Source organism: Gemmata palustris (assembly GCF_017939745.1).
GTDB lineage: Bacteria > Planctomycetota > Planctomycetia > Gemmatales > Gemmataceae > Gemmata > Gemmata palustris.
In genome coordinates, this window is the sequence record NZ_JAGKQQ010000001.1 from 6,905,960 (window position 1) to 6,921,312 (window position 15,353).

General features: G+C 65.2%; 12 protein-coding genes. 8 read left to right on the top strand and 4 right to left on the bottom strand.

Annotated features, from left to right (window positions below; genetic code table 11):
- Nucleotides 1–22 precede the first annotated feature (22 nt).
- The gene (locus J8F10_RS28700; protein ID WP_210659843.1) at nucleotides 23–1,711 is read right to left on the bottom strand and encodes a hypothetical protein; all 1,689 of its coding nucleotides are present in this window, start codon (nucleotides 1,709–1,711) and stop codon (nucleotides 23–25) included.
- A gap of 265 nt (nucleotides 1,712–1,976) precedes the next feature.
- Here J8F10_RS28700 and J8F10_RS28705 point away from each other — a divergent pair, with 265 nt between their 5' ends.
- The 5 genes from J8F10_RS28705 to J8F10_RS28725 all read left to right on the top strand — a co-directional run bounded on the left by J8F10_RS28705 (nucleotide 1,977) and on the right by J8F10_RS28725 (nucleotide 8,304).
- Nucleotides 1,977–2,798 (top strand): HAD family hydrolase, encoded by an 822-nt coding sequence (locus J8F10_RS28705; protein ID WP_210659844.1) that lies wholly within the window; start codon nucleotides 1,977–1,979, stop codon nucleotides 2,796–2,798.
- 67 nt (nucleotides 2,799–2,865) lie between these two features.
- A complete protein-coding gene (locus tag J8F10_RS28710; RefSeq protein ID WP_210659845.1) occupies nucleotides 2,866–3,654 on the top strand; it encodes a polysaccharide biosynthesis/export family protein in 789 nt (262 codons plus the stop codon).
- Between the two features lie 394 nt (nucleotides 3,655–4,048).
- On the top strand, nucleotides 4,049–6,082 hold the full coding sequence (locus tag J8F10_RS28715; RefSeq protein ID WP_210659846.1) for a WD40 repeat domain-containing serine/threonine protein kinase: 2,034 nt from the start codon (nucleotides 4,049–4,051) through the stop codon (nucleotides 6,080–6,082).
- Nucleotides 6,083–6,117: 35 nt separating this feature from the next.
- Nucleotides 6,118–7,563: an SMI1/KNR4 family protein gene (locus J8F10_RS28720; protein ID WP_210659848.1), complete on the top strand. Its 1,446-nt coding sequence runs from the start codon at nucleotides 6,118–6,120 to the stop codon at nucleotides 7,561–7,563.
- 366 nt (nucleotides 7,564–7,929) lie between these two features.
- A complete protein-coding gene (locus J8F10_RS28725) occupies nucleotides 7,930–8,304 on the top strand; it encodes a rhodanese-like domain-containing protein (RefSeq protein ID WP_210659849.1) in 375 nt (124 codons plus the stop codon).
- A gap of 36 nt (nucleotides 8,305–8,340) precedes the next feature.
- Here the strand turns inward: J8F10_RS28725 and J8F10_RS28730 are convergent, their stop codons facing one another.
- Nucleotides 8,341–9,567: a PQQ-binding-like beta-propeller repeat protein gene (locus J8F10_RS28730; RefSeq protein ID WP_210659850.1), complete on the bottom strand. Its 1,227-nt coding sequence runs from the start codon at nucleotides 9,565–9,567 to the stop codon at nucleotides 8,341–8,343.
- Between the two features lie 100 nt (nucleotides 9,568–9,667).
- Here J8F10_RS28730 and J8F10_RS28735 point away from each other — a divergent pair, with 100 nt between their 5' ends.
- On the top strand, nucleotides 9,668–10,633 hold the full coding sequence (locus tag J8F10_RS28735) for a GNAT family N-acetyltransferase (RefSeq protein ID WP_210659851.1): 966 nt from the start codon (nucleotides 9,668–9,670) through the stop codon (nucleotides 10,631–10,633).
- Nucleotides 10,634–10,692: 59 nt separating this feature from the next.
- Complete coding sequence (locus J8F10_RS28740; protein WP_210659852.1) at nucleotides 10,693–11,319, top strand: redoxin domain-containing protein; 627 nt, start codon at nucleotides 10,693–10,695, stop codon at nucleotides 11,317–11,319.
- Nucleotides 11,320–11,342: 23 nt separating this feature from the next.
- Here J8F10_RS28740 and J8F10_RS28745 read toward each other — a convergent pair whose 3' ends face one another.
- Together J8F10_RS28745 and J8F10_RS28750 are read right to left on the bottom strand one after the other, a co-directional pair.
- Complete coding sequence (locus J8F10_RS28745; RefSeq protein WP_210659853.1) at nucleotides 11,343–11,654, bottom strand: hypothetical protein; 312 nt, start codon at nucleotides 11,652–11,654, stop codon at nucleotides 11,343–11,345.
- Nucleotides 11,655–11,882: 228 nt separating this feature from the next.
- Complete coding sequence (locus J8F10_RS28750; RefSeq protein ID WP_210659854.1) at nucleotides 11,883–12,344, bottom strand: tRNA (cytidine(34)-2'-O)-methyltransferase; 462 nt, start codon at nucleotides 12,342–12,344, stop codon at nucleotides 11,883–11,885.
- Nucleotides 12,345–12,502: 158 nt separating this feature from the next.
- Here J8F10_RS28750 and J8F10_RS28755 point away from each other — a divergent pair, with 158 nt between their 5' ends.
- The gene (locus tag J8F10_RS28755; protein WP_210659855.1) at nucleotides 12,503–14,917 is read left to right on the top strand and encodes a DNA translocase FtsK; all 2,415 of its coding nucleotides are present in this window, start codon (nucleotides 12,503–12,505) and stop codon (nucleotides 14,915–14,917) included.
- Nucleotides 14,918–15,353 lie beyond the last annotated feature (436 nt).

Genomic DNA, 15,353 nt, shown 5'->3' on the forward strand with positions numbered 1-15,353 from the left:
GGTGAATAACGAGAGGATCGGGTCACTCTCGCACTTGGTAGATGAAGAAGTGTGTCGTGCGCGCGACCGGTTGCCGCGCCCGGACCCATTCGAGTCGCACCTTATGTTGCGGCGTGGGCGCGGGGTTGTTGCTGAGAATGGCCACCGAAACGGCAACGTACTTCGTTTGGCAATAGTGCCCCATATCGTCACCCGGGACGACCGGCAGCCAGCTCAAATTCAGCCACGCGAGCGGCGGGTACATGATGTCCGGGTCGGTGCCGAAGTACCAGACCGCCAGCGGTTCGTTGTTATTATGGTGCGTGTTCCACGATCGTAACTCGGGAAGTCCCTGGCCCCAGTCGTAATTCGAATCGTGGAGCAGCGTGCTCCCGACCGGCATTCCGCCCCAGGCCTGATTGAAGTAGCTCAAACCGTGCGGCCACACCCACGCCGTAGTCCCCGCGAGCGCGGCAATGAGAGCGCCCACCAACCAGCGCGGCACGACGCGCCCGCTCCCTCCCGCGCCCTGTTCCGCCCATCCGCGAGCGATCGCAGCCCCGGCCGTGATGTACGCGAGCGCCATCAACACGAACACGAACCGGATACCGATCTGCACGCGGCAATTCGGCGTGAACGCGAACAGGATCAGTGCGACCCCGGCCGTCGGCAGGAGCAACCGCCGCGGGTGGACGACGAGCGCCGTAAGCAACAACACGAGCGCGGGGAGCGGAACCTTCATGCTGAGCGCGAGCGGAAAATACGTCGGCGTGGCCCGCGCGTGCCATTCGCCGAGCAAGTACGTGCCGTGCCCGCGAATGTTGTGCTTGATCTGGTGGACCAGTGCCTCGCCCGCGTTCGTGAAAATCTTCAGCTCGCGGCTGATCGGCACCATCGTCTGTTTCAAATCGCCCTCGGGGAGCGCGTCCGCCCACTTGATGAACGTCGGCTCCGTGCCCCAATCGCACCCGCAGTAGCTGAACACGAACGCGAACCCAATGAACCCGATCGCGACCGAGTCCTTGCGGAACTGGTACGTCGCGTGCCACAGGTGCATCGTTTTCCCCCAAAGCGAACTTCCGGGGGGCGGAGTCAGCACACCCGCTTTCGCGAGGTTCCACACGCCCAGTACGAGCATCGCCTGCGTTCCGAACACCATTGCCGAGGCTTTGGCGGTGATCGCCAGCCCGTACAGCAGGCCGGGTACGAGCACCCGGCGCTTCCAGCTTGCACCCGGCGTGTAACAATAATGGAAGTGGTACACGAGCATCAACATGCCCGCTAGCAGCGCAATATCCGTGGTGGCGAGTGCCGCGTGCCCGAGGAAATTCGGGTCGCACGCGACCAGCGCAACTGCGAGCCGTCCGCCCCACACGCCGCCGAACGCGCGCCCGAGGCGCATCGAGTAAATGAGCGCGAGCCACCAGAAAACGAGGTTCGTTGCGCGGCAAATCGGCAGAACGGTGTGCAGTTCGAGCAGCGGATCGAACTCGTGCCCGCGGTACTGCTCCCACAAATAGACCGGGAGCGTTTGAACGTCGACCGGTAGCGGCATGGTGCCGGCGCGCATGAGCAGTTTGTTGCTGCCGGTGCGCCAACTGGTGAGGCCGGCCTTCACGTAGAGCGGTTCGTCGAACGTGGCCCCGAACTGGGCGGCCGCCGTTAAGCACCAGGCCGACGACACGACCCCGAAGGCGAGCAGCCACAGCGCATCGACCCACCGCCCCCGCATGACTACACTCCTTTGGGTAGAATGCGGGAGATACCGTACCCCGGATTGTTGAGCAACCCCGAACGAGTATTAGTCAGGGCCGTTTAATGTGTGGATGTGGGCCGCATGATTGACTCCACCCGCTCGGTGACCCTCGCGGTTCGCCAAGAGACGCGGGCGAACCGCGAGGGTCACCGAGCGGGTGGAGTTACTCGCACAAACTCACACACTAAATACCTCTGTGAAAAGCGCTTACGGCGCGAGCTTGGAACTTCGGAACTAACGAATGCCACTCCCACCCTCCGCCGAACTCATCAACCCCGTCGTGCGCCGCGGACCGTTTCGGGTCGCGCTGTTCGACTTCGACGGCACGCTCTCGCTCATCCGCGAGGGGTGGCCGCGTGTCATGATCGACCTGATGCTGGACCGGCTCCGCGACCAGTGCCTCATCACTGAGTCGGAACCGGAGTGCGCTGCGCACATCGAAGCGTTCGTGATGGCGCTGAACGGGCACCCCACGGTCCGGCAAATGGAGCGGTTCGTGGTGGAAGTGACCGAGCGCGGCGGCACCCCGGCGGAACCGACCGCGTACCTTCAGCAGTACATCGACCGGCTCATGAGCGTGGTTCACGGGCGGTGGGAGGCCATCGAATCGCGCCGCGCGAAGCCGAGTGAATGGGTCGTCCCGAACGCCCACGGCATTCTGCGCAACTTGCAGGAGCGCGGCGTTCCACTGTTTGTTGCGAGCGGCACCGATCTCGCACACGTCTCGCGCGAAGTGGAACTGCTCGAACTGCTGCCGCACGTCGGCGGGCGCGTCTACGCGCCAAAGGACAATGACGCGACCTTCCGCAAGCGCGACGTGATCGAGCGCGCGGTCCGCGAACTCGCCGTTCGGGGCGACGAGCTGATCGGCTTCGGCGACGGCGTGGTGGAAACGCAGGAAGTGAAGCGCGCGGGCGGTGTTGCGGTGGGCGTCGCCAGTAGCGAGGCCGGGGTGCGCGGGGTGAACGCGACCAAACGCGAAACGCTCATCGCGGCCGGTGCGGACATCATCATCCCCGATTACGAGCACGCGGACGCATTACTCGCGTGGCTCTGGGGTTGAGGGGGCGCTGGCGGCACACGTCATTTTCCCGTCAAGCTGTGCGGGTCGTGCGGTCGATAACGGATGCGTGGAAGTTCGCACCGCGACCGCCGGCTCGAATCGCCGCACTTGTGCGAGCACAGCGCGCAGCGCGCTTGCCTTCGCACTGCTCGTGCTAGCGGGCTGTGCGGACGTCCAATTCCTGCGCCGGACCTGCCCCACGCCACCCGACCCGAAACTCGCGGCCGAACGGCCCGCCCCGTCCGCCGCGTACCAAGTCGGCTGCCCCGATGTGCTCGAAGTGACGTTCCTCGATCACCCCGCGTGGGACGCGGTCGCGGTCGTCGATGTGGACGGGCTGCTGCCACTGGAGCGCCCGGGGAGCACCCGCGCGGACGGCCGAACGCTCGCGGAGATCCGCGACGAACTCGCGGCCCTCGCGGGGTGCGATCCCGAGCGCGTGACCGTGTCGCTCGCGGCCGCACGCAGCGCGCGGGTGGTGGTCTACGGGCCGATCCGCGGGCGCGCCCGCATCGTGCCCTACCAGGGGCCGGAACCGGTGCTTGATTTCTTGAAGCGCATCGGCGGACTGCCCCCCGGCTCGAAACTGAGCCAGGTGTACGTGGTGCGCCCGAACGTGGCCGCGGCCACGCGCCCGCAGGTGTTCCGCGTCGACGTGCCCGCGGTGCTGGTCGACGGCAACCAGCGCACGAACGTGACGCTCCGGGGCGACGATCAGATCTACGTCGGGGAGACGAAGCAGTCGAGCTTGTCGCGCCTGATGCCGGACTGGTTGGGCACCGTGTACCGCCGCGTCACGGGCCTGCTCCCGGACGACTGGTGGCCGTTCTCCAAGTCGCGCTCGCTGCTCGAGTGACCGAGCCCTCCCCGTCAGAAACAACTTTCACGCCATTTCGCACTTCCCGCAAGGCGCAGGCGCCACGCAACCGCACCGTCGGCTCCCGCGGTCACCTCAATTCCGACCATTTTACCGGCGCCGGGCGCGCACGTTGTTACAACAGGGGTTCTGCTCCTTCTGGGGATTGTAACTCGTGTGTAACTCCCGGAAGTCACAACCGATGTTGTAATCTGGTGGCCTGTGCGTCAGGTTGGTGCGGTAGAATAGGGTTGGGTTTCGAGTTCGAGGGTTCCCAATCTCGGCCCGATCCAGAAGACAAGACTCCAGCCCGGTGCAGCGTCTTCGGGGTTCAATCTGAAACTCGGAACCTGGAACTCGGCACTTGAACCTTCGCTCCGCCCCGGAACCGCGAATGTCCACGCGACGCCTCACATGCCCCTGCGGCAACGCCTGGGACCACCCGGACACCGAGCCGGTCCCCGGGGACGTGCGCCTCATCTGCCCGGCCTGCACGCTCGCGGGCGAGAACACGCGCCACCCCGAATCCGAACCGAGCGAGGCGTCGCACCCGGCCGGCACGGTCGTGACCAACGCGGAAGCGGCCGCGAACGCTGATCGCTTGCGCCGCGAAGCGGCACTGACAATCGGCCCCGGGCGCATCATCTCCGGCTACGAGATCATTGGGGAAATCAACCGCGGCGGCATGGGCGTGATCTACAAGGCGCGCCAGCCCGGGGTGAACCGGCTCGTGGCACTCAAGGTGATCGCGCCCGGCAAACTCGACCAGCCCGGCACCCGCGCCCGGTTCAAGCGCGAGGTGCGCGCGTCCGGCCGGCTCAGCGACCCGTGCATCGTCACCATTTTTCAGACCGAGTTGGACGGCCCGATCCCGTTCGTCGCGATGGAGTTCGTGCCGGGCATCGATCTGTTTCGCCTCGTGCGGCAGACCGGGCCGCTCCCGGTGGTCGACGTCGTGTACTACGCGCGCCAGGTCGCGGAGGGGCTCCAGCACGCCTTCGAGGTCCACCTCATCCACCGCGACATCAAGCCGTCGAACTTGATGGTGAGTCCGTCGCCCCTCGCGCCGGCCGAGGGGCGCACCGGGCGGTTGCCGAAGGTGAAGATCCTCGACATGGGACTGGCGCGGGTGGTCGACACCGAGCACTCCGACCCGGAAACGGACGACCTCACGCTCCCGGGCGTGTTCGTCGGTACGCCGGACTACGTGGCCCCCGAACAGGCCGAGAACCCCCGCGCCGCGGACACCCGGTCCGACCTCTACAGCCTCGGCGGGGCGATGTACTATTGCCTCACGGGGGAAGTCCCGTTCCCGGGCAAGACGCTGGCCGCGAAGCTCCGCAAGCAGCTCATCGAACCGCCGCCCTCGGCCGCGACCAAGCGGTCCGACGTGCCCGTCGCGGTGGACGCCGTCATCCGCAAACTGATGGCCCTCGATCCGAACGAGCGCTACCAGACCCCGGCCGAACTCATGACCGCGCTCGACGCGCTCCTGAAAGAGGCGCCGCCGAAAACGGGCACGAGAGCCGCGCCGGTCGTTTCGTCCGTGTTCGCCCGAGCGCACGAGGGCGGGGTCAACGCGATGGCCCCGGCCCCGGACGGCTCGTACCTCCTCACCGGGGGCGGCGACAGCGTGCTGAAGTTCTGGCACCCGGGGACGCTGAAGGAGCTCCGCACGATGCACGGCGACATCGGCGCGGTCGAGCACCTCGCGATCGCGCCGAGCGGTAAGTGGGCCGCGACGTGCGCGATCCGCTTGAGTGCGTCCGATATGGGCGTGCAACTGTGGGATCTGAATACCGGGACCGAGGGGAAGCGGTTCCGTGGGCCGACGGACAACATTTCCGGCGTCGCGATCTCGCCCGACGGGAAGGGGGTCGCCGCCGCGAGCGCCGACAAGATGGTGTGGTTGTGGCTGCGCGACGCGAGCGGCCCGACCACGGCGTGCATCAAGGGGCACACGGGCGCGGTGACGGGGGTCGCGTTCGTGGCCGCCGATTCGCTGCTCTCGTCCGGGGTCGATGGCACCGTGCGCCAGTGGGATTTGAAGACGGGCAAAACGAAGGGCACGCTCTCGGCCCCAGTCGGCCCGATCGCGGCGCTGGTGTTCGCGGCGAAGCGCGTGGCCGTGGCCGGGCGCGACGGGCTCGCGATTCGGCAACCGGGCGCCGCGACGTTCCAGAAGTTCACCGGGCACGACGGACCGGTGTCGTGCTGCGCCCTGACGCCCGACGGCACGGTGCTCGCGAGCGGCGGTACGGACCGCACGGTGCGCGTCTACCGCGTCGAAGACGGGCTCCAGCTCGCGACCTACACCGGCCACGACAAGCCGGTGCGCGCGGTCGCGTTCGCGCCGACCGGCGACGCGCTCTACTCCGGTGACGAGGGCGGGTTTCTCCGCCGCTGGCCGGTACCCAAAGCGAAGTGAGTCGGTCCCAGGGAAATCCCATTCGCGGAGGCGGCGTGTCCACGCGCGCAAAAATCCACGACACGCTCGAACGCCTAGAGCGCTGGCTCCGCGAGCACCAGCCCGCGTTCCTCGCGGCGATGCGCCCCGGCGCGACGGACGCGGAACTCGACGACCTCGAACGCGCCATCGGTCGTCAACTCCCGGACGACGTCCGCGCGTTCTATCGCTGGCGCGGGGGAGTTGAAGAGGGCGTATGTTGTTGGGACGAATGCCCATTCTGGGGTGGTTTCCGACCAATGCCTCTGGATGAGGTGCGTCAAGATCACACCGATTTTTGCGCCCACGCACCATCTTGGAATAGCCCTGACCGGCCAGCATGGTGGCTCCCTGACTGGGTTCCTTTCCTGTCACTCGACGGATGCCAGCTTTGGTATTGCGTCGATACGGCGGGCGTATGGACTGGTGCTCGCGGACAAATTGTGTGGTTTGACAACAAGGGTGAGGATCGCTCGATTCAAGCTGCAAGTCTCGGCGATTGGCTCCGAATACTGGTGGTAGATTTGGAGCGTGGGTTAATCTTCGGAGCGAACAACCAGAGACACGAATCTGCAAGTGACAGGAATCCCTTTGGCTACCCCAATTACCAATACAAAGCGTCACGTGCTCCCGCGGTTCCGGCCAGTTCAGTCGAAACATTCGTGACGACGGGGCCAGCATCGTTCGGTGTTGGCAGCCGGGTTCGGGTGAGAGAATCTTGCCCATTTGAGGGGCAAGAAGGGACCGTGATTCGGTTGGGCTTCAACTCAAAAACAATCATAGAATTTGTCTTCTGGGGCCGCTCGTTTGAAGTGCCCGTTCCACTTGAGCAACTCGTTCTGATCAAACAGCCTGAAGTTTCTGAGCTATCGCGCGAATGGATGACATCGACAGACGCATCACGGCTACTTGATCTCCTTGGTTCACACCCGCGTGTCCGGAAATTGTGGTTGTTTGCGGCGGCAAGTTGGCGAGATCGAGAAGAGTTTCCAACCTTACCTGTCATCGGGCAGATTGAGCAGTTAGCTGATGGCGAAATCTCAATGGAGGAATTGGCTCAAGCTCTCGATGAATTTTGGGGAGGCATAGACGAGTATCGTATCAAGCAGCAGGTCGGTTGGGGTGCGAGATGGCTACGTCGAGCTGTGTACGAAGGAGCCGCGAATGTGGAGACGTTAGCTCGCGAGTTTATTTCTGGACATGGCACTGCGAATCTCATCCGCGAAATTTTCCCCAATCCCTTCGCACCTCCTCGTTTCGATCCTGCTTGGCGCACGGCGGATGTCGTCGCGTTGGCACGCGGCATTTACGACGATCGCGCGTTCGAGCGGATGCCAATTCTGGCTGATGCACTTCAAGAAGCCGGGTGCGATAACGCCGACATCCTGACCCACTGTCGCGACGCCAATCAGGTTCACGTTCGGGGGTGTTGGGTGCTGGATTTGTGCCTCGGCCTTGAGTGACGCAAGGGCTCGGTTGGCGCCGCGTTTTTTGGTGCGCATTCCGGCCGGAAAACTTGCTTTTGTTAATTTGTACACTATAATAGTTAATGGCGACATGGTGGGGCGATAGTCGCATTCCATCGACTCAACCCAGCTTGGTAATCGTGCCGGGCGAGAGCCGGCAATTGGCCCGAAAATGTTAGCGGATATTAGCGATCCGAACCGGTCTGCGAAGGGCCATAACGACACTTCTGCCTAGAAATACCAGCGGTCGGTGCGTTGCCTCCGTTCGCGTAGGCTCCCGATCCCGAAAATGTTAGCAAATGTTAGCCTCGGGTCGGAGGCGGCCACTCTCGACGATCAAAAGGGCACAAGAGGAATATTCTCATGGCGAAACAACACGCACCCGGGTTCCTGAAGATCGTGACCGACGCGAAGACCCGCGTGAAGGAATGCACGATCGATGACGTGCGTGCGCGCCAAGCGGCGGGCGAGACGTTCATCCTGGTAGACGTGCGAGAAGAGAGCGAGTTCGCCGCCGGGCACGTTCCGGGGGCGGTTCACTTGGGCAAGGGCGTTATCGAGCGCGACATCGAGTCGAAGATCCCCGACCCCGCAACGCCGCTGGTGCTGTATTGTGGGGGCGGGTTCCGTTCCGCGCTCGTGGCCGACACGATTCAAAAGATGGGTTACACGAACGTCATCAGCATGGACGGCGGGTGGCGCGCGTGGACCGAAAAGGGGCTGCCCACGGAGAAGTAGCCGCAACGGTGCGGCCGGGCGAAGACCCACCACATCTTACTTCTTCAGGCTCACGCACACGAGCGTTTTGCCGTCGCGTGCGTAGAGCAGGCCGTTCGCGAGTGCCGGAGCCGGGCGGGTCGGCTTTGTGAGGAGGGCCGAGCGGGCGCGCTCCTTGTAGCCATCAGGCGAAGCATCGAACCGCACCAGCTCGCCGCCCTCGTTCAGCGCGAGCAGTCCGCTATCCACCGCGATCAGCGACGCGACGCCGAACTTCGCCTCGCTCCACTTGACCGCGCCGGTCTTCCACTCGACGCACCGCAGCAGTGCGTTGCCGACATCGGATCGGCCGTGGGTGCCGTAAAGGTAGTCGCCGACGCGGACCGGCGTGTTGTACTGGCTGGATAGCGACTTATCGTTCGACCATACTTCCGTTACCTCGCCCTTTTGGGCCTTCAGCAGAACGCCACCCGTGGCATACGACACAGTCAGGAAAATTTCGTCCTTCCACACGATCGGCGTCGCGGCCTGCACGCTGTTGTTGTCGCGCGGGCGCCACGCGAAGTCGTACAGCGCTTTACCGTCCGTGGGTTCCAGGACGCACAAACCCGCGCGCGTGAGGAACACCGCGACCGGTCGGCCGTCGAACTCCGCGGTCGTGGGCGACGAGTAACTCGCGCCGTCGTCGGTCGATTTCCAGATTTCCTTGCCGTCGGCCGCGTTCAGGCAGACCACGCCCGCGCCTTTGGCCCCGACGTTCACGAGTACCTTCTTTTGCATCACGAGCGGCGAGCACGCGACCCCGAAGAACCCCTTCGCCGGCTTGTAGTCGTTCACCAGGTTGCGCGCCCAAACCTTCTTGCCGGTCGCGAGTTCCACCGCGGTGAGGTCGCCGTTGGCCCCGAGCGCGAACACGGTCCCGTTGGCGACGGTGGGCGTCGCGCGGGGGCCGTTGTCGAAGTCGAAGCTGTCGCGGTACTTGGCCGGGTACGCGACTTTCCACTTCTCCTTACCCGTGACGGGATTGAGGCACGCGATAACCTCTTCGTCCTCGACGCGGTGAAAGAGGACGAGGTTGTCGCCACTGACGACCGGACCCGCCCACCCGGTACCGACGTCCACCTTCCACACCAGTGGTAGGCCCGCTTTGGGCCAGTCCCAGTTGAGCCTGGTTTCGGCCGAGTGCCCGTCGCGCGCCGGACCGTGGAGCTGGGGCCAATCCCCCGCCGGCGCGCAGAGGGCGGGGCCGAGGGTGAGGGAAAGGCAGAAAACAAAGCGAAGCATGGGGCGCTCCGTTGGCTTGCGGGGGCGTGGTTCCCCCTATAGTATTGCGTAATCCGTCCACCGCCGCCGTTCCTCCCCCGGCGGACCGCGAGAGCCGTCCGTGATTGCCTTTCGTCGCTTCCGCAACACCGACCCGCCGGCCCTCGCCGACGTGTGGAACGAATCGCACACGGCTCGCGGGAGTTTCCCGCTGCGCACGCCCGCGCTGCTCGAGCGGTGGGTGTTCTCCAAACCGTACTTCGACCACGACGGGCTGATCGTCGCTTACGACGAGGCGGACAACAACCGCATCGTCGGCTACGCGCTGGCCGGGTTCGGCCCGAACGCGGATCTCAGCGCGCTCGACTACTCGCACGGGGTCATCTGCTCGGTCGCGGTCCGCCCCAGCGTGGGGCGCAAGCACCTCGGTGTGGACCTCGTCAAGAAGTGCGAAGAGTACCTGACGAAGCGCGGCGCAACGACCCTCCGTGCCGGCCCCGTGTGGCCCTACTGCCCATTCGGGTTCGGGCTGTACGGGGGGACGAACTGCCCGGGGTTCCTCGCATCGGACCCCGCCGCGGACCCGTTCTTTCGCTCGCTGGGCTACGAACCGGCCGGCACCACGCTCGTGTTCCAGAAGAAGCTGGATTCCCCGCTGTCGATCCCGGACGCGCGGTTCAGTATGCTGCGGAAGCGGTACGAAACGCAGGTGATGCGCGCCGCGGGCGTGCCGAGCTGGTGGCACGAGTGCGTTTGGGGCACGCTGGACCCGGTCGAGTTCCGCGTGGTCGATAAGCTCGCGAGCAACTTCATCGCGGCCCGGGCGATCGTGTGGGAACTCGAGGGCTACGGCTGGCGCTGGGGGTTCCCGTCGGCCGGCATTCTTGACGTGCAGGTGCGCCAGGATTTGCGAAAGCAGGGGATCGCCAAGCTCCTGGTTTCGCAGATCTTGCGGTTCCTGCAGGACCAGTTCTTCGGCATCTGCGAGTTCCACGCCCCGGCCGATCAGCCCGCCCTCGTCGGCCTGTGCCGCTCCGCGACGCTCGAACACGTGGACACCGGAACGACGTATCTGAAGAAGGTGTGAGGGCCGGCGCTCCTCCGCTCCGCGAGCGGGCGCGGTCCACCAACAACGCGAGGGCACCCATGACACTCTTCACGCGCCTCCTCTTCGCGGCGGTCCTGTGCGCGCTGGTGACCGCGCCCATCAACGCCGGGAAGTACAACAAGAAGCTCAACATCGGCGACGCGGCCCCGACGTGGGAGAAGCTCGAAGGCACGGACGGCAAGAAGCACGCGCTCGCCGACTGGAAGGACAAGGACGTGCTCGTTGTGGTGTTCACCTGCAACAGTTGCATCGTCGCGGAGGGCTACGAGGACCGGCTGATCGCGTTCGCCGCGGAGTGCAACAAGGCCGACAGCAAGGTGGGGTTCGTTGCGATCAACGTGAACACCGGCAAGGCGGACGCGCTGCCCGCCATGAAGGAGCGCGCCGCCAAGAAGAAGTTCGGCTTCACCTACCTGTACGACCCGACGCAGAAGACCGCGCTCGCCTACGGCGCGATGTTCACGCCCGAGTGCTTCGTGCTGAACAAGGACCGCAAGGTGGTTTACATGGGGGCGTTCGATGACAAGCCGGACGGCGACCCGAAGGTGAAGTTTGTTGAGGATGCCGTGAAGGTCGCGCTCGCGGGTAAAGCGGCTGCGCCCGCTGAAACGCCCGCCGCAGCGGGCTGTAAGATCCGGTTCGATAAGAAGGACGACGACGAGTGAAGTCGCGTGCCGGGTGCCAGCATTCACTCCGCGCTCTGGACTTCGCACCCCGTGTTTAGAGGTGGGCTTTCGCTCAACGATACTTCCTGAAAGCGCAGTCCCGACGAGTCGTAGAAGATGATGCGCCCGTCGTCATTCGACCAGATGGCGCTCGTGCGCAGCAAGCGCGGCCCCTGGACGTGGAACACCAGCCCGCACGCCCGGCCGCCGCGCTTGAGCGGCGTGCGGAACAGTGGGGCCTGAGTCGGGTCGAGCGCGTCTCTATCACACAGCACCGAGTGAACGAATTCGGCCAAATCTTCAACGGCCGAGAACGCAACCACCGAACGAGACATCCGCACCTCAATCAAACACCGAGCGCGGCGCCGGGAACGCAGAACTCAAGGCAAAAGGACTCGGGCGATCAGTCGACTTCCTTCCGCCTCAACTCCGCGTTCCGCCCGCCGCACTCCGAACACCGTACTCCGAACTTCGATCGTTTCGCCTATCCAAACGTTTTACGGCCGCCGTGTCACGCTCAACACGCCCGAACGCTCCGGCCACTCGGCAAACGCATTCCGGTTCTACCACCCGTGCAGCCGGCGCAGGGCGTCGTAAAGAACGATTCCAACGGACGTCGCGAGGTTGAGGCTCCGCACGGCCCCGGTCGGCATCGGGATGCCGATGAGTCGCTCGGCGAAGCGCTCGCGTATCGAGTGCGGCAGCCCGCTCGACTCGCTCCCGAACAACAGACAATCACCGTCGACGAAATCGGCCCGCGTGTAGGGCTTGTCATTGGGCGTTTCCACGCACCAGATGCGCGGGGTAGGTTCGCCCAGCGCCCGCTCGAAGTCCTCGAACGTGACGTGTCGCACCACATCGACCGCGTGCCAGTAATCGAGGCCCGCGCGCCGGAGCGAGCGGTCGTCGAGCCGGAACCCGAGGCGCCCGATCAGGTGCAGGCGCGTGCCGGTCGCGGCACACAATCTCGCGATGTTCCCGGTGTTGGGCGGGATCTCCGGTTCCCACAGCGCGACGTGCAGCACGTGACTCCTCCGATTGTTCCGGCCGTGCGTGTTGTATCGGCAGCTCCGCGCCCCGGACATGAAATCCGACCGCGCCGGGCGCGATCTCGGGTTCAGGGCGCGCGTCCCACGAATGACAATGTGGGTTGTGCAGCGCGCGCGGCTTCGGGGTGGGACGAATGACGGAAAAGAACGCACCTTCGGTTCAGTCGTCGTGGCGGGTCGATGCCCTCGTCATCACGCTCTTCGCCGTGGGAACCGTGCTGGCGGTCGCGGTCGGCTCGTCCCGCGCGCTCGGCTCCGGGCCGAACCTCTTCGGCTCGTGGGGCGAGGTCGGGGCCGGGTGGCTCCTCGATCCGCTCGGGTGGGCGGCGATCGTGCTGCTCGCGGGCTGGTTCGCGGTGGCCGCGCTCCTCATCGTCAGGCGCACTACGCTCAGGCTCATCACGCGCGTCCTCGGTTGGGGTACCGTCACGATTTCCACCGCGGTCGGCGTGGACTGGTTCGGCATGGGGTTGCCCGCACCGACGGTCGCCGGGCGTGGCGGATCGGTGGGCGCGTATCTTCGTTTCGGGCTCGAAGACGCGACCGAGCCGGGTATCGCGCTGGCGGTACTGGCACTGGTCACGCTCGTCGGCCTGGCGCTCGTGGCCGACCGGCTCGTGGTTGCTGTCGCGCGCGTGAGCTGGGTCGTACTGCGGGCGGTGTGGAGAGGCGCGGTGTGGGTCAATGATCGCGTTGCGGACGCAATGGAAGCCGTTATTGGCCGCGTCGCAAAGGTGCTGAACGTCATCGGTCGCAGCGCGCTGAGCGTGGCAAAAGGCGCTCTCGCGGTCGTACCCGCGCGAAAAGCGGTTTCGCCCGCCGCGTCAACGATGCACGTCGCACCGATCACGAAGATCGGGCCGGCTTCTGTTTCCACCGCGACGCCGGCGCCCGTTCGGTCACCGATCCCGCCCGAGTCTTCTCCCGAGGACGACGCGGCGCCGGAGACGAAGCCCGAAGACATTCCGATTCACGTTCACGCCGGGTCGAAGCTCGCGCCGCTCCTGCGCGCGGTTCCCCCGCTCGACGAACCGCTCTCGACCATCGAGTACGAACTACCGTCGCTCTCGCTGCTCAACGACCCGGAACCGTTCCCGGTCGAGGACCACGAGCAGAAACTGCGCGAGATGGCCGTCTTGTTGGAGAAGACGTTCCAGGACTTCGGCCTGAACGTGAAGGTGGTCGGCATCCACACGGGACCGGTCATCACGCAGTACGAAATTACGCTCGAAACCGGCATGCGGCTCAACAAGGTCACCACGCTGGCCGACGACCTCGCGCTCAACCTCCGGGTCGCGAGCGTGCGCGTCGTCGCCCCGCTGCCCGGTCGCAACACGGTCGGGATCGAGGTGCCGAACGAGATCCGCCAAACGGTTCAGCTCAAGGAACTCGTCGGGGCGCTCGCGCACACGCCGAAGGTGAGCAAGTTCAAACTGCCGCTCTTCGTCGGCAAGGACGTCGAGGGGCGCCCGCTCGCGTTCGACCTCGCCACGATGCCGCACCTGCTCATCGCGGGCAGCACCGGGACCGGTAAGTCGGTGTGTTTGAACACCATCATCGTCAGCTTGCTGCTCACGCGCCGGCCGGACGAGTGCCGGATGATCCTCATCGACCCCAAGAAGGTCGAGCTGAGCGACTACGCGCAGATCCCGCACCTGATGACGCCGGTGGTGAAAGAGGACAAGAAGGCCGACGCGATCCTCGCCTGGGCCGTGGACAAGATGGAAGAGCGCTACGAGTGGCTGCACCGCGCCCGCGTGCGGAACATCGCCTCGTACAACGAGCTGCCGTTCGAGGAGATCGCGCGGCGCGTCAACCCGGACAGCGAGGACGAACTGCGGGCGATCCCGCGCAAGATGCCGTACATCGTCATCGTCATCGACGAGGTCGGCGACCTGATGATGAAGATGAAGAAAGAGATCGAGGGGAACATCATTCTGCTCGCGCAAAAGTCGCGCGCGGCCGGGATTCACCTGATCCTCGCGACCCAGAAGCCGACCGTGGACGTGGTGACCGGGCTCATCAAGTCGAACATGCCGGCGCGCATCTGCTTCCGCGTCACGAACCGGTCCGACAGCGCCGTGGTGCTCGACGAGAAGGGCGGCGAGCGCCTGCTCGGGAAGGGCGACATGCTGTTCCTCCAAACCGGCGTGCTGACCCGCGCGCAGGGCGCGTTCGTCGAGGACCAGGAGATCGAGCGCGTGGTGGGCGCGATCGCCACCGACACCCCGTCCTACGACAACGAGCTGCTCAATCTGAAGACCCGCGAACAGGTGGAAGCCGCTAACAGTGGGGGCGAGGTGGGTGAAAAGCTCCGCGAGCGCGACCCGGTCTACGAGCAGGCGGTGGAGATCGTTATCCGCGAGCAGCGCGGCAGCACGTCGCTCCTGCAGCGCGCGCTGGGCATCGGGTACGGTAAGGCGTCGCGGCTGATCGACTACATGGCCGAGGACGGCATCGTCGGCGGGTTCAACGGCAGCAACGCGCGCCAGGTGCTCATTTTGCCCGACGAGTGGGAGGCGCGCAAGCGCGCGGTTCCAGCGGGGTGATCTTTTCCGCGCGGGCTCGTCCGGCGCTCGCGCGTAGTGCCGGTCAATTCTCCGAGAACCGCGGGAGCCGCCGGTGCCGCGGTCGGCTTCTCCCGTGAGTCGTCGCCAATCCAGTGCCTCGAGCCAAGTTTCTACTCGTTCGACGATCACTTGCGGCCACACTCGTGCCGAGTTCGTATCGTGTTCCGAAACGCACTTCGCCTTTCGGAGAGACGCACGTGAATAAGCTCACGAAACACACCGCATTCATCCTGTTCACGATCTTCGGCATCCCGATCATCATCGCGACGCCGTTCCTGCTGTACGGGTTCTTGGGCAAACCGTAATGAGTTTTGACGGGATTAGATGGTAGCTTGTGCGTACTGCACCGGGCGAAGGAGCGCACAGGGCTCCCGCCCTGTGCTACGAAAGACGGCCCCTCCGGGGCGAAGAACAA

Excerpts from the sequence above, each read along its gene's own strand:
- J8F10_RS28755 (WP_210659855.1), top strand. The coding sequence starts at position 12,503 with ATGACGGAAAAGAACGCACCTTCGGTTCAGTCGTCGTGGCGGGTCGAT.
- J8F10_RS28705 (WP_210659844.1), top strand. The coding sequence starts at position 1,977 with ATGCCACTCCCACCCTCCGCCGAACTCATCAACCCCGTCGTGCGCCGC.
- J8F10_RS28700 (WP_210659843.1), bottom strand. The coding sequence starts at position 1,711 with ATGCGGGGGCGGTGGGTCGATGCGCTGTGGCTGCTCGCCTTCGGGGTC.
- J8F10_RS28740 (WP_210659852.1), top strand. The coding sequence starts at position 10,693 with ATGACACTCTTCACGCGCCTCCTCTTCGCGGCGGTCCTGTGCGCGCTG.
- J8F10_RS28725 (WP_210659849.1), top strand. The coding sequence starts at position 7,930 with ATGGCGAAACAACACGCACCCGGGTTCCTGAAGATCGTGACCGACGCG.
- J8F10_RS28745 (WP_210659853.1), bottom strand. The coding sequence starts at position 11,654 with ATGTCTCGTTCGGTGGTTGCGTTCTCGGCCGTTGAAGATTTGGCCGAA.
- J8F10_RS28730 (WP_210659850.1), bottom strand. The coding sequence starts at position 9,567 with ATGCTTCGCTTTGTTTTCTGCCTTTCCCTCACCCTCGGCCCCGCCCTC.
- J8F10_RS28715 (WP_210659846.1), top strand. The coding sequence starts at position 4,049 with ATGTCCACGCGACGCCTCACATGCCCCTGCGGCAACGCCTGGGACCAC.